This window comes from Phycisphaerae bacterium (assembly GCA_012729815.1).
In the GTDB taxonomy this organism is placed as follows: Bacteria; Planctomycetota; Phycisphaerae; order JAAYCJ01; family JAAYCJ01; genus JAAYCJ01.
Genome location: JAAYCJ010000083.1, coordinates 1 through 14,646 on the forward strand (window position 1 = coordinate 1; position 14,646 = coordinate 14,646).

Sequence of the window (14,646 nt, forward strand, 5' to 3'; positions counted from 1 at the left end):
CGCCGCCGTAGCTCCGCCGCCCTCGGCGGAGTCTTCCTTCTTCATTCTGACTTCTGACTACTGGCTTCTGGCTTCTTTCCCTCCGCGTATTCCGCGTGCTCCGTGCAAGTCACTCCTGCCCGGTGATGGCGACCAGCGAGAGTATCGAGTGGCCATCGGCGTTGGACACAAAATCAATCTGGTCGATGGCGTTGTCCGGGTGCGGGTTCTTCCACGCGTAGACGTGCAACCCGATGTTGGCCAGCTCATTGATGCTCCGCCATCCGACGATCGTTTCCGTCCCGTCCACCGCGTTCCACCAGTCGCCGATGTTCTGACCGCCGATCAGCGGAATCACCTCCCGCTGATCGAGAGCCTTGGTGTAATGAACGACATACTTGCCCACCTCATCCCCGCACCACGCCGCCGCATGGAGAAAGTAGATCACCGACGCCTGCCGATGGCCAAAGTCGATCGAGACGGTGGTGGGAAAGTCCTTGACCCGGTTGCCGCCGCCAAGAATGACGCACGACTTCCCGCTGTTGGTCGCCGGATCGATGATATCGAACGGCACGCCCGTGATCTCCTGCCGCCCAAGCGGCAACACCCGCAGATCGTTGTTGCGACCTTGGTCCGTCCAGCCGCCCGCACCGTCATTGTCGACCTCGTCGCGAAACGCCATGTTGCAGTACGGCCGCAAATCGACCGTAAAGAACTTCCCGCCCGCCCGAAGCTCCGCGTCCCGGTCGGCCGTCACGCCCCCGAGATTGGTCAGAAGAACGTGCAAAGCAGCCTTCGAAGCCCCCACGATCTTGCCGTCGGCTGGACGCAACACGGTCACCACAAGCTGATCGCTTTCGCCCTGGCGGCGATGCGCGATCACGCCCGGCTCCGCCACCGGCGTCCAGCCGTTGGTCCGACGAACCTCGTAACGGGCCAACGCCGTGTCGTAGAGATCCATGTTGCTCAGCCCGTCCAGAAGACCCGCCTCCCGGTCAATCAGGGCCAAACGGATGATCTTGTCGGCTTCAATCACGTACAAATGTTCAGCCCAGCCGTCGGCATCGCCAAACTCCGGCGCATCGGCAATCGCAGGCAGCAGTTCTGCCCGCGAACTAAACGCCAGCAGCGAAGCCCCGCCGCCAACCGCGCGATCGGCCACCGCGGAAATCGCGGCCTCCGGAGCGCTCAACGGCATCCACAAAACCAGGTCCTCCGCCGACCAGACATGCTCGCCCGCCTCGGCCAGGTCGCTCATCTCCAATCCAAGCCGTCCGTCCAGATACCCTCGTGCCGCATCGTCGCCGACAAACCACACCCGTCGCGTCGGCCACGCCTCAGCCGGCGCACGAACCAGACGCTCCAGCAGCATGTCCGCCACCGGACAAATCCCGATCACCGGCTCGAGGTCCAACTGGCAAAGCCGGATCGAACCACGCCCTTCACGAACCTCCAGCAAAGCCGACCGGTCAAGCCGCTCCCCGCACTCCAACAGCGACCGCACGCGGCCCGCCTGCGGCTTGTAGTACGGATTCGACGCCACCGCACCCACCACCCGCATCGGATCGCCGCGGTCGTTCGGCCACCAGCTCAAGTCCTCAGCGACAAGATCGGCAAAAAGCGGATTGTCCGCCGCCATCGGCCAGACCGCTGGAACCCGCAAACCCGACTCAATCCGCACGCCGACCGGCAGCCACGGAAGGACCTTCTCCTGACCGAGACACAACACCGTCCGACCCTCGCGGACAAAGGCGAGAATAGCCTCGCGGGCCTCGACGACCCGTTCATCGAGTGATCCCCGCCCGATCACCAGCACATCAACGCCGTCAAGATCGCCAGGGTCTTCAACCGGTTTGACCGAAACGCCAAGAGCGGCAAGCGCTTTTCTCGTCTGACCCACCGGATCGTACAAACCCACCGTTTGCTTGGATTCCTCAGCGACCGCTCTGGCCGGGAAGATATCAAAGTCAAAACCGAGTGCATGAGTCGCGTGAGCCGGACCAGCCAACTCGATCTCGATCCGCCCAGCCCGCCGCCGATCGACCTCTGGCAGATCGAAACCCACCGGTACCTCCACCACGCCGCCTTGCCCCACGTCCGACCGGAACGGCGCGCGGGCCAGCACCTCATCGCCGTCCCTCAGCACCACCTCGCCCCGCATCAGCAGGTCGTCCATCGTGTCGTTGACCAGGCACACCGTCCGTGCAAACCGCGTCCCGCCGTACTGAGCCCGCGAACAATCCGGCAGAAACGCGAATCGCGGAGCCCTGAGCTTGGCGTACCGAAGCTCATGCTCGTTCAGATCGAAAGCGGGCAGATCGGCAAACAAAAAGTTGGCGCCTTGATGGCCGACCTGCGGAAACTTCACGCCGGGCCCGTCAAGCCGGTCCCACTGCACCGTCAAAAGGTCCGCCGGATCGCCCGGACCGTAACGCGGCGGCTTGTATCCCACCATCAACTCATAGCCGTGCCAATCGTTCGCCCCGCTGACCCCCATCCGCCGCCAGTGCGGAATGACCGCCTCCAGCGTCTCGTTCATGCCGCGATAGCCCATCTCAAACCCGTGCCCGAGCTTCCCGGTCATCTCAGCCAGTTCCTCGGTGAATCCCGGCCCGAGACTCTGCCGGCCCGGCGAGCCGAACTCGCCCCACTCCCCGATAAATAACGGCTTGGGCCGGCCCCGAGCCCACTCCGCCGGGTATTCCGCCGCGGTCAGCAGCGACCACGCCGGCAAACAGATGATCGGGTAGTGCGGATTGGCGATCGCAAACTCCGGACGCGGCTTGACCGTCCCATCCGCGCCATACAGGGCGTTGCCGTACGAGCGGTGGAAATCCACCGGCCGCGTCGGATCGAGCGCCTTGACCTGCTCCAATGCCCAGACCACCGTCTCCCAATGGCCGACCGGTTCGTTGCCCGCCGACCACATGATCAGACTCGGATGGTTCCGATCCCGCTGCACCCACTCTCGCAGCACCCGCCCCGCGTTCCGCTTGAACTCCTCGGTCAGCGGATTGTTCGGATGGATCCAGCCGTTCTGAGCCCGAATGAACATCCCCTCCTCGTCCGCCACGTCTAAAAAGACCTTCGACGGCTTGTCGTGCGGACGGATGACGTTCCAGCCGAACGCCTTGTAAAGCCGCAGCAGCGCCCGGACCGCCGGACGGTGCATCTTGATGTAGTCGCGCGAATAGAACGTCGTCGTCTGCTGATGAAAGTGGATGAGCTTCCCGTTGACGCGGAAATCCGCCCCGTCGATCCACGTCTCGACAAATCCGAACCGCTGGCGATGCGAATCGATCCGCTGGCCGTCACGCACGAGCCGCGTCTCCAGAACGTACAGGTACGGATCCTCCGGCATCCACAGGTGCGGATCGGGCCACGAAGCAGCCAGACGCACCACGGTCTCCTCGCCCCGAACGGGCCTCACCGTCTGCGGCCCAAGCGCCAGCGCGACCCTTCCGCCCCGATCGAGCACAACCGCCTCCGCGGTGACAGGAGCGTCCTCGCCGCCGTCGCTGACCACCGTCACATCCACCGCCAGTTCCTTGTTGCGGAAACTCGGCTGGCAGAACACCCGCCGCACCGCGACCACCGGCCGGGCCCGCAAATACAGATCGTCCCAGATGCTCGTGCGAGGACCGTACTCAGCCTCGATGAGCGTCTGGTGCCACGCCTCACCCCAGTGCACCTTGTGGTACCACACCCGAATCAGGATCTCGTTGTCCTGCCCGAACCGGCACGCCTCGGTGGCGTCGAAGGTAAATGCCGTCGTGTCGCCGCGGTGCCAGCCGATGCACTGCCCGTTGACGTAGGCCACGATCTCGTAGCCGGCGGCGGTGAAATCCAACTCGATCCGCCGATCCCGCCACGCCTCGGGGATAAAGACATTCCGCCGACACCAGAACTTCGCCTTCGTCCGATGGTCCGGCGCGTCCGGATGCTCCGGCAGCACCACCGTCCCCCACTCGCCATCCACGCTCGGCTGATCGTCCGTGATCACCTCAGGCTCCGGCGATTGCGGAGTCTCAAACAGATCCGGCCGCGAATACGGATCATACTGTTTGTCGTCGATCCATTGCCGGTCCCACACCCCGTTCAAACAGATCGCATCCCGCTCCGGCGTATCGCACAACGCCTCAACTGGATCGCCCGCCGCGCAGGTCCGAACCACCGTGTGCGGCACCGCGTGCGGCGGTCCGACCACCACCGACAGGTCATCCAGCTTGGCCCAGCCGTACACGCCGGTCGTGCACGTCACCACCAGCGCCACCCGCTCGCCCTTCCGCAGGTCGATCGCCTGAAGCGCCGCCACCTCGCCCACGTCCAGAACATTGACATTGTGCCCGGTGTAGCTGTACAGCACGCTGCCCGCCCCGTCCGCCAGACGAACGAACTTGAGCTGCACCCCCGCCCACGAATCCGCGCTGCACCAGAAACCGATCTTGCCCCGCAAGGCGTAACAATCGGTCCGACCGGCCGTAAACACCAAAGCGCTGGTGCCCGCGTCCGTGTTCGCCCCACGAAGGATCGGCCCGGATCGCAGCGATACGTTGTTCTCGCCCCAGTACCCGCTCTCCGCCTGGCCCGACCACGCAAGCAGTTCATACGTTGACCAGTCCTCAGCCGCCGACCACGCCGTCTGGTACACGCCCCACGAGTGCCCTCGCTCGACCACCACGGGATTGCCCTCGACCGACCCGTCGGCGACGCCCGTCCACCAGCTCAAATGCGACTCGGTTTCGATCTCGACGCCGCGGACCGCGCCAACCAACGCAAAGACCACCGTCAACGCACCAATACCGCCGAGTCGCCGATAGCGCATGAACAAGACTCCTTTGTGCGTCAGGACCTATTGCCCTGGCGGGTAGAAGTAGAGGGTGTAGATCGGACCGCCAAACTCCGAAACGTCACACCACTTGACCGACAGGTCGTTGTAAAGAACGTTGCCGCCCTCGCAATCGAGCGTCGACATCGACGAACCGAGCGGATGATTCGAAGTCAGCCAGGAGGTGTAGTAAAAACTCACGCGGTCGCTCGCGATGAAGGTCCACGGATCCGAGTTCGCGCCGCTGGCCGTCCGGCCGACCATGCTGTGATGCTCGTCGTTCTCCCACGACCAGTCGCTCCACGACCAGACGAAGTAGGAAACCTTGTTGGCCCACCCGGACCCGTCGACCGGCTCGCTTGTCGATTCGATCGGAAAGCTGGGACAGTACATCACCCGGCTGTTCTTGAGGTAGTCGCGAATCAGCCCGGTCCCTTCGGGACGATTGGCCTCCAGTGTCTCCCAGTGCCGCACAATATAGACCAGATACCAGAGCCCCTGCCCGAGGTGAGTGCGAACCCAGCGCTTCGGATACGCCCCGTTGTGATCGTTGCCGTAAATGCTCACCCCAATGCCCATCGTCCGCAGATTGGCCGCGCAGATCGCCCGCCGCGCCTGCTCCCGCGAACGCGCCAACGCCGGCAGCAAAACCGCCACCAGCACCGCGATGATCGCGATCACCACCAGAAGTTCAATCAGCGTAAAACACTTGGATCTCAATGCACGCACGATTTGGTCACCTCTTCCCGGGCTCCGCGCTGGTAAACCCGACGACCAGTTCCCCAACGACCGGAGCGGGAATCTCCGGCAACTTCCCGTCCATCAACTCCACGAGCGCCCGAACCGCCGCGACCGCCACCTGCGGCTCCGGCAGCGACACCGCCGTCGGCGGACGATCCACCAGCTCGAACTCCCAAGCCGACGCAAAATGGCATACCGACAGGTCGCGGGGAACGTTCAAACCGCGCAGCGAAGCGGCCCGCAGCATCCCCTCCTGAAAACCGCGATGATACGCGATCACCGCCGTCACCGGCTCCGACAAATCGAGAATCCGCTCCGCCATCGCCGTCGGCTGCGGCGGCCGAGGTCCTAGATACAGCGCCGACGTGTCCAGCCCACCCGCGACCAACTCGTCGCGGATGCCCGCGAACCGGCCCGTGGCCGAATAGTGCGGTGAACCGTAACCCGCATACGCGATCCGCCGATGGCCCAGGTCGATCAAATGACGGGCCAGCATCCGCCCGTGACGATACTCGTCACACACCACCGAAACCGGACACTCGCCCGGATTGCGATTCATCCACACCACCGGCGCGCCAAGACGCGCCAGGTGGTCGTCCACCTCCTTGGGCGCCAGCCCTCCCGTCGGCAATCCCAGCACCCCGTCAACCGCCGTCTCCGAGAAAAGCCGCGGCGGCTCAATGAACTCGTCACCCGCCTCAGCCAGGTGAAGCGGCTCAAACACCAGCGAATACCCATGCTCCGCCAACTCGTCTGTCGCCGCGTCCAGATACCCGTTGTTCGGCGAATAGACCGAACCCTTCGGGCCGTACTGGACCACGCACGCCGCAATCCGGTTGAACCGACCGCACCGCATCGCCCTCGCGCCCGCGTGTGGATAATAACCGCACCGCCGGCCCGCCTCGATCACCCGCTGACGCGTCGCCTCCGCCACAAGCCCGCTACCACGAAACACCCGCGATACCGTGATCGGGCTCACCCCCGCCAACTCCGCCACCCGATTCCGATTCATCGCCTTCATCAGCCCACCAGAGGGCCAACCGGCCCATTGACACCCAGTATACCAAGAATGACCACGTGGTCAAGAAGAAAATGGTCACGTGGTCATCAGCGGGCAACAAGAAACTGGTAATTTCCGCAAATATCTGTAATGCCAGCCCTTACAGACTGCCGGCTCAGAAACCGGTATCAATCAGACGGCGGAACCATCGGCGCGGCCTTCAGGCGAAAGGCCGCACTACTGCCCGCCGTGCGATCAAACGGCACGTCAACGGTCAGATCCCACCCACGCGGCGGTGCCGAGGCCTCCTGGCGATAGTCGAACAGCATGAACTCAGCGGTCGAGTGCTCAACCCCAAGACCACGACCATCGGGACCGCCAACAACAAACGGTGTCGCGCCGCGCCCGGCGGCAACGACTCGGCGGTCCACCTGCTGCGGCAGAGGCTGATTATTGAAAGCCCCGCCGGCAAGTTCCTTGCTCAGGTACACGTAGTACCGCAGGCAAACGAACTCCTCGGCCGCAACGTCGCGCAGCACATCAGCCCGCATCATCAACAACACGCGACCGTCCGGCCGAAGCACGATCTCCTGGCCCGCTTGCAGGTAATCATAAGTCCCGTCGATCAGAATCACCTTCGACCCGTCCGGCAGTTCGGTCATCCGCGTCTGGACGGTGGTGTTGGCGGGCAAATGCCAGTTGCTGTTGCACGGACCGAAAACCATCCGCTCGACAACGCAACGCCCGTCAACCCGCCAGTCCGTAATGTTCCCTTGCGAGTCGACCGTCAAAGACGTCGGACCGGCGCTGACCGTAACCGGCTCGCCGACCACCGCAAAGTCCAGCGGAAGCTGAGGCGGCGCCTCGCGAACCACCGCCATTTCCTTCCGGTCCAGCCACTCCGGAAACGCCGCCAACCCGGTAATACCCAGAACAAACGGCACGCCGTTGTCCTCGCTGACCAGATCGATCGCGGCGATTGCCTTCTCCGGCTGCGGATTCCGCCACGCCTGGACGTACAGCGTGACCGGGCTGCGCATCGCGTTCGCCCCGCTCCACCCAACCCGCGCGCCGGGCAACTCCGACGGACTCGCCCACCAATCCAGAACGTGAACTCCGCAGCGGACCTCAACGTCCTCAGCCGAACCGTCCGCATACCGAACCACGTAGCGCCAATTGACCGACTTATTGACCGACTTGCCTTGCCCGATCCATGCCGCGCCGTGAAGGAACGCCAACCCAACCGCCGTCCGACCCACCGGTACGCGCACCGACCGCGGCAGTTGATCCTTCAGCGGTCCGCCCGCCAGAATCACCGCCTGGTTCGGCGGCTCCGAAATGATATGGAACGGAATGCCCGCAAAAAGGTGCCTGCCCGTCGGCAACTGCCGCATGTCATTGCCGCCCTGATCCGTCCACCCGCCCGCTCCGTCGCCCGCCTGATCGTCGGCAAGACCGCGATTGGCCACACCGCTCAGATCGATGACAAACGCCGCCTCATCGCCGATCGCGTCCAACGCCTGCCAGCGACTCGTCAATCCCAGATTGGTCAAAACCGCATGGCCGACCCGCCGGGCCCGCGGCGAACGGCCGTGCAGCCAATCGATCTGATCGATGTAAATGGCCCCGTCGCCCAAAACCAGTTCCTGGAGCAGCGCCGGATCCGTCAACGCCCTGGCCCCCGAAATGCTCATCAGGTCCGCCCCGATCTCCTCCGGATGCGAAACCACGTCAAAACCGTCATCCTGCCAGCACAGATCCGAATTGCCCAACCCTTCCGTCAACAGACCCGCCTGCCCGCGAACAACCTGATGACCCCAAACCGGATCCCACGTCAACCCGGGCAAAAGATCCGTCAACACGTACTCCGCGCGAGCGGGAAGATCGTGGATGTACAGCCGGCCGCCACGCTGCACGAATGCCTTCAGCACACCAAAGACGCCCTCGCCGCGTTCGACCGCTTCGCGGAAAAGCCGCCCGCCTCCGGCGATCAACACGTCACAGCCCTCCAGCGACTCCGGCGATACCTCAGCCAAAACCGTCATCTGGTCCGTGCGCTGCCGGATGAACGAAACCAAACCCTCGTCCGCCCACACCGCGACCCGCGGCCTCCGACCGCTCGCCGCCGCCCGCTCAACCGCATACCGAACCGTCCGCCGCAACACCTCCGCCGCCATCGGCTCGGCCTCAAACTTCTCCACCACCTTCAACTGCGTCGCCAGCCAGCTTCCGCGACCGCGAACCAGCTCCACAAACGACGTGCCGTTGTTGCCGAAACCGCCATCGGCCAACACGCGAAACGCCCCCTCCTTCGGCTTGGCGAACATGTGCTCGCAGACCGCCAGATCGGAACCCCACCATCGCAAATCCTCATCGCCCACCGCCCACGGCGTAGACCAGATCGGATGGCCCGCCGAACGGACGAAGTTCACCGCGTGCGCCTCGGCACTGCTAAACAAAACCAGGTCCGGCGGGCAGAACGCGCGACCCTGATACAGCGAAACCACCACGCCACCCGCCTCGACGAACCGGCACAGAGCGGGAACGGCATCCTGCAACTCAGAATCGCCCGATCCCTCGCCGACAACGATCGGCCCGGCATCAACCGGCGGATTCCGCAGCATATCGAGACTCGCCGGAACGACCTTGACGCCCAACGCCTCCAGAGCGTCAGCCGTTCGGTTGCCCTCAGGTTCATACAGCAGAACGGTAACGTCCCGCAACGCCGCCTCGACGGCCGGACGCGGAAAGACACGATACGTCTGATCGACCGCATCGACGACTTCGCCGCCTTCACTGAGCGTAAGAACAAAACTCACAGCCGTCGGTTCCGACACCTCGGGAAACGCCAGCGTCCGATCCAGACGCTGCCGCCCGGCCGGAGCAAGCTCGAACTCCTCCTCGCCCTCGTCGAGCACCCGCTCGCCCATCTTCAAAGCCCAGGCGAACCGCAGCCGCCGCGACGATAGCGAATCGTTCATCGCCATGATCCGCCGCTCAACCGAACTCCCGCCATAGAAATGCGCGTTGACGTCGCGAACCACCAGCGCGATCGGCCGCATGCCGCGGCGATGAAAGTCCACGTACGGCGGCTCGTAGTTGAGCTGCTCGAACATCGTCCACGGCGCGATCCCCGCTACCCCCGTCCACCGATGCCCCTCAATGCAACGCTGAATGATCTCGCCTCGCGCCCCGCGCCGCGCCGCCCAATCCAAATACGCCCGGTCGCCCGCCAGAATCGCCAACGGGTCGCGCATGTCTATCCAATCCGTTGAAAACTCGCCGATGTACACCGGCTTGCCCCGCAACGGCAGATCGCCGACTTCACGATAGTCCTTGCGCACCGGCATCGACTCGAACCAGTACGTCGACTCCGGATACATCGGCTGATTGTAGTTCCACCAGGCATGAATCCCAATGATCGGCAGCACCCCGCCCAGATCGCCGTCGCCCTCAGCCGTGTACGGACGGCTGTCGTCAATCGCCCGAACCTCCTCGTAAATGCTGGCGAGAATCCCGTCCGTGATCCGGCCCGAACCGTCCAAACCCACCTCATTCGAAAGCGACCAGATCACGATCGAAGGATGATTCCGAAGCCGCCGAACCGTCTGACAGATGTGCCGCTGAGCCGTCTCGAAAAAAAGCTCCGTCTGCAGCGCGTTGTGCTGGTGCGAACCGTTCAACGACGACTCGCAGACCAGCAGCATCCCCGTCTCGTCGGCTATCCGGTACCACTTGTTCGGCCGGACCGCGCAGTGAAGCCGAACGATCTGCGCCCCGCCGCGACGCACCAGGTCATAAACGCCTGCCGGATTGAACGCCTCTCGCCCGCCTTCGCTATAGTGCAAACTCGTCCCGCGCAGAATAGTCGGCACGCCGTTAAGCCGAAACCGCTCCCCGTCCACCCGAAACTGCCGATAACCAAACCGCACCCGCTCCCGATGAACGACTTCACCCCTCGCATCCCGCACCGTCGCCGCCAGGTAATAAAGCTGCGGATCGTGCGGCCACCAGAGCCTCAACCGCTCGGCCACCTCAACTCCAGCCGAGATAGCCGTCTCCTCGCCAACCGCCACATTGCACTCAACCGGCTCAAACCGCAGAACCTCATTCCCCTCAACGTCCGTCACCGCCAACTCGACCGCGCCGTCAAAGCCGCCCTCCGCCGAACCATTCTCCACCAACACCTCCGCCCGCAGCCGATCCGCCTCCACCTCCGGAATCGCGTAGATATCCGCCACGCGAACCCGCGGAAAGATACAAAGCGTCACGTCATCCACAATCCCCCAGTACCAGGTGTGAACGCTCGTGCTCGGCCCGACAAACGCCTTATCGCCCAAACTGTGATCCTCCGGCAAAAACCGAACCCCCTTGCCGACCGGAACGCCCGAAACCCGGATGCTCTCCGCGTCGCCGACCCGAACCGCCAGCTCGTTCTCGCCCGCCTGAAGGAAATCGCCCGCGTCAAACTCAAACATCGTGCAGCCGCCGAAGTTCCGCCCAACCTCCCGACCGTTGAGAAACACCGTGCACGTGAAATTCACCTTCTCGAACCGCAAAACGTACCGCCGATCGGCCGACACCTCCCCCAGCTCAAACACCCTGCGATACCACACGAACGGACCGATGTTGCCGTTCTGCACTTCGGGAATCGTGGTCGTCTGCCAGGCCTCTGGCTTCTGGTTCTCCACAACCTCACGCGCCTTGTCCCACCGGCCGTTCAAACAAATCGACACCGTCTCGACCGCCGACGCGGAAGAGACCACAACGCCAACCCACAGGCATACCACAATGGCTCGAACCGAAATTCTCATCAGAAAGGTCCTTTCGCTGATCGCAGGTCTACAACGGAGGCAGATAGTATCCGGGCGCGGCAAACCGCAACTGGTAGCCCGGCCAATTGCCCCAGTACCACCACCAGCCGCCCTGCAACGCGTGAAACTCCGCGGCAAGTTCATCGGGAATGTCAATCGGCCAGAACGTCGCCGACCCGTCCGCCAACAGCACGTTGCTCCCCGTCCGGTGACAGGTGTTCCAGCAGTGAAAACTCCCGCAGTTCCCGGGGCTCGTCGATTCGAACGCCACCACCCAGTGACTCGTCGAAAAACCCGTATGCGCGCCCGCAGCCCCGAAATCGCTGTCGCTCGCCGAATAACCCTGATAGCCCGACGCCCCGCCTGCCCCAAGGCGACCGAAACCGTAAAGCATCTGCCCGTAAGGCGCCGAACTGTTGGGGCCATAGTACATGGAGTTATAGCGAAAACCATATCCCTCTCGGCCCGGACACTTGAGAATCTCCGGAACCACCCGGTCGAAATCCCACGCCTCCTGATCCGCCGCACTCGTCGGATCGTACGACCCATATCCCATATACGGCAGCAGCGCGTGATACCACCGCTGCCAGTGATCGACGAACGCCGCCGGATACCGCCCTGACGTGTCCGTCATGTAATTCTGCAACCCCAAACCCACCTGACGCATCTGACCCAGACACGCGATCCTTTGTGCCTCAGCCCGCGCCGTGCTCAACGCCGGCAACAGCATGCTCACCAGCACCGCGATGATCGCCACCACCACCAGCAATTCGATCAGCGTAAACGATTTCGAATCTCGCATTCCGAATTCCGAATTGGCGGAAAGTCCTCTATGCCCACTCATGGTCGCACTCTTCCTCAATCAACAATCGGCAATCCCTTCACGATCATGCGCCGTCTACGGCTTCACGTCCTTCTCAATCCACACCATCGCCACGCTCAATCCATCCATCTCCACCGGAACCACCACCGGATCGATCTCCAGCCCCTCCGCCTCGAACGCCAACGCCCGCGTCCCGGCCGCGTCGATCATCACGCCGCCAACCCGACCGACCGACTTGGCCCTCTCGTTCTTGTCCAGCCGCACATCCGTGTCCAACGTCACCGCCCGCGGCTCCTCCGACTTGTTCACCACCAGAACCGCCCAATGCTTCCCGCTCTCCGTCGCGATCGCCTCCAACCCCTCATCCGTCCCAGCCACCTCGCACGCACGACCGCCCAACACGTTATTCGCGTACCGGTACAACTCACCCGCCGGCCTCACCTGACCCTCCAGCGACACCATCCCATACGCCCCTTCGTCGATGTGCCACGACGTCGCATGGTCGATCCCTCCGCGGATCAGGTGGTTAAACACGCTACCAAACCACACCGCGCCCACGTGGTCCTTCATTCGCGGGTCCGCGTCCTCCCAGTTGTAGTTGATATTGAACTCGCCCAGCAGCAGCTCCGTCTTGCGCCCCGGTCGAAGCCGATCCACCAGCTCCCTCACCGCCCGCGCGTCGCGGCCGAACTCCGGCGTCCGCTGCATCACCGCCGACGTCGGAACCCGCCGCAGCCCGATCGGATATGTATGCCACGTCACGCAGTCCAGAAGCGCCGGATCGACCCCGTCCACGTACGCGATGAAGCTCTTGAATATCCCCATGTGGCACTCGCACGGCGTCGGACCCACCAGCTTGAACGCCTCGTCCACCGCCTTGATCGCTTTGGCCGCCGCCACCCAAAGTCGCCACTTCGTCTCGATCCGACCTCGATCAAATTCCTCCCGAAGCCCCTCGTTCAGCGGCTCCCAGTACGTGATCTTCACCCGGCAGCGGTCCTTGATCAGCCGCGCCAGCTCGCCGCAAAATCGCCCGTACTCGCTCACCGCCTCGTCCGTCTTGCCCTCCGCCAGAATCGCCCCGACCCACACCGGCACATTGGGAATATTCAGGCAGTACACCGTCTTCCCATCCGCGTCCCACGTAAAACTCCCAAAACCCTCCAACACCCGATCCGCCGCCACCGTCCGATTCTCCTCGTCCGACAGCCACCGATACAACCCCCCCTGGTGAATCCGCACGAAACGAAAACCCGTCTCCGCCATGTAGCGGCCAAACGCCTCGCTCCGATGCTGCTCATCGCCCGGCGTCCGGAAAATGTTCGACCCGAAAACCCCCGGACTGATCGACTCCGACACCGCCACGTTCCACTGAACCCGAAGCCAAGCCGGTTTCGCCTCCGATACCGGCGACTCACCCCGAACCCAGCATGCACAGGCCACAACGCACGCCACAACCACGCCAAGATGCTGTCTCATCGGCAACCTCATATCCAACCTACTCAAACCTGTGGAGTTCGTTGAACAACTCCTCCCACCGCTGCGCGTCGTTATACGACTTCGGCCTCAGCTCCTCGACGGCTCCGTCATCGATCGAGGTGACGTGCCCGTCGAAAAAACATACGTTGACGCTCCCCGCGTGCGCGCCGGCGAACGAAAGCGCCCACGACGGCGGTACGTAATCGATCGCCAGAACCCGTGTCGGAGCAGTCTGGTCCAGCCTGCTTTCCAGAGTGAAACAATATGTGCTCTCCATGTTCCGCCACTGGCAGTTGCTCCAGTAAACCTCGCTGTCATTGCGCTGCGTATACGTGTCATCCTCGTGGCGAGCCATTGTCGGGCATACCAAAACCATCCCAGCCGCAACGTACCTCAGCCCGTACAGCTTTCCGTAGTTGCGCCACCCGTAATGAGGCGCCACGCCGGTCAGCGCCCCATCATGAACCCGAATCGTGTCCTGGATCTGCGTGTACGATGCCCACCACCAGTCGATGACGGGAATCCATTCATGATGCTCCTGTGCATAAAGGGCGGTTCCCACATAGACCTGCTTGAGATTGTTCAGGCACACCGCCCGCCGGCTCGCTTCTCGGGCACTCTGCAGCGCCGGCAGCAGCACCGCCACCAACACCGCGATGATCGCCACCACCACCAGAAGCTCGATCAACGTGAACCCGCGTCGTTTCATACCGGCCTCTCCGACTTCTCCGGAACGATCGAGGGATTGGCCACGATCCGCCCTCGCAGCGAAGCCGTCGGAACCCGCTGATCCGACGCGATCTTTCGCTCCAGAAGATCGAACGCCAGCTTCCCCATCTCCCACGCGGGCAGCCCGACGTACGAAACCCCCAAAGCCTCCAGCGACCGGCTCCCCATCCACCCCACCGTCACGGCGGCCACGTCGCTCCGCCGCAAACCCAGCCCCTCAAGAAGGTTCAGGCAGTACAGCAGTTGCGTCTCC

General features: G+C 63.4%; 8 protein-coding genes. All 8 read right to left on the reverse strand.

Going from position 1 to position 14,646, the window contains the following annotated elements; translation table 11 throughout:
• Positions 1–109 precede the first annotated feature (109 nt).
• On the reverse strand, positions 110–4,804 hold the full coding sequence (locus GXY33_06235) for a hypothetical protein (protein ID NLX04722.1): 4,695 nt from the start codon (positions 4,802–4,804) through the stop codon (positions 110–112).
• Between the two features lie 27 nt (positions 4,805–4,831).
• On the reverse strand, positions 4,832–5,527 hold the full coding sequence (locus GXY33_06240) for a type II secretion system protein (GenBank protein ID NLX04723.1): 696 nt from the start codon (positions 5,525–5,527) through the stop codon (positions 4,832–4,834).
• Positions 5,528–5,543: 16 nt separating this feature from the next.
• Positions 5,544–6,569: a LacI family transcriptional regulator gene (locus tag GXY33_06245; GenBank protein NLX04724.1), complete on the reverse strand. Its 1,026-nt coding sequence runs from the start codon at positions 6,567–6,569 to the stop codon at positions 5,544–5,546.
• A gap of 167 nt (positions 6,570–6,736) precedes the next feature.
• Positions 6,737–11,362 carry a hypothetical protein gene (locus GXY33_06250; GenBank protein NLX04725.1) on the reverse strand — a complete coding sequence of 1,542 codons (4,626 nt, stop codon included), beginning with the start codon at positions 11,360–11,362 and terminating at the stop codon, positions 6,737–6,739.
• Positions 11,363–11,390: 28 nt separating this feature from the next.
• Positions 11,391–12,164: a DUF1559 domain-containing protein gene (locus GXY33_06255; GenBank protein NLX04726.1), complete on the reverse strand. Its 774-nt coding sequence runs from the start codon at positions 12,162–12,164 to the stop codon at positions 11,391–11,393.
• Positions 12,165–12,260: 96 nt separating this feature from the next.
• Entirely contained in the window at positions 12,261–13,664 is a 1,404-nt protein-coding gene (locus GXY33_06260) for a hypothetical protein (protein NLX04727.1), read from the reverse strand.
• Between the two features lie 19 nt (positions 13,665–13,683).
• Positions 13,684–14,373: a prepilin-type N-terminal cleavage/methylation domain-containing protein gene (locus GXY33_06265; protein NLX04728.1), complete on the reverse strand. Its 690-nt coding sequence runs from the start codon at positions 14,371–14,373 to the stop codon at positions 13,684–13,686.
• Positions 14,370–14,646 (reverse strand): hypothetical protein (locus GXY33_06270; GenBank protein NLX04729.1); only part of this gene is annotated, 277 nt, incomplete at its 5' end. The genes GXY33_06270 and GXY33_06265, both read right to left, overlap by 4 nt.

What these genes read in the sequence shown, in the direction of transcription:
- GXY33_06250 (NLX04725.1), bottom strand. Translation starts at nt 11,362, where the DNA reads ATGAGAATTTCGGTTCGAGCCATTGTGGTATGCCTGTGGGTTGGCGTT.
- GXY33_06265 (NLX04728.1), bottom strand. Translation starts at nt 14,373, where the DNA reads ATGAAACGACGCGGGTTCACGTTGATCGAGCTTCTGGTGGTGGTGGCG.
- GXY33_06260 (NLX04727.1), bottom strand. Translation starts at nt 13,664, where the DNA reads ATGAGACAGCATCTTGGCGTGGTTGTGGCGTGCGTTGTGGCCTGTGCA.
- GXY33_06255 (NLX04726.1), bottom strand. Translation starts at nt 12,164, where the DNA reads ATGCGAGATTCGAAATCGTTTACGCTGATCGAATTGCTGGTGGTGGTG.
- GXY33_06245 (NLX04724.1), bottom strand. Translation starts at nt 6,569, where the DNA reads ATGAAGGCGATGAATCGGAATCGGGTGGCGGAGTTGGCGGGGGTGAGC.
- GXY33_06235 (NLX04722.1), bottom strand. Translation starts at nt 4,804, where the DNA reads ATGCGCTATCGGCGACTCGGCGGTATTGGTGCGTTGACGGTGGTCTTT.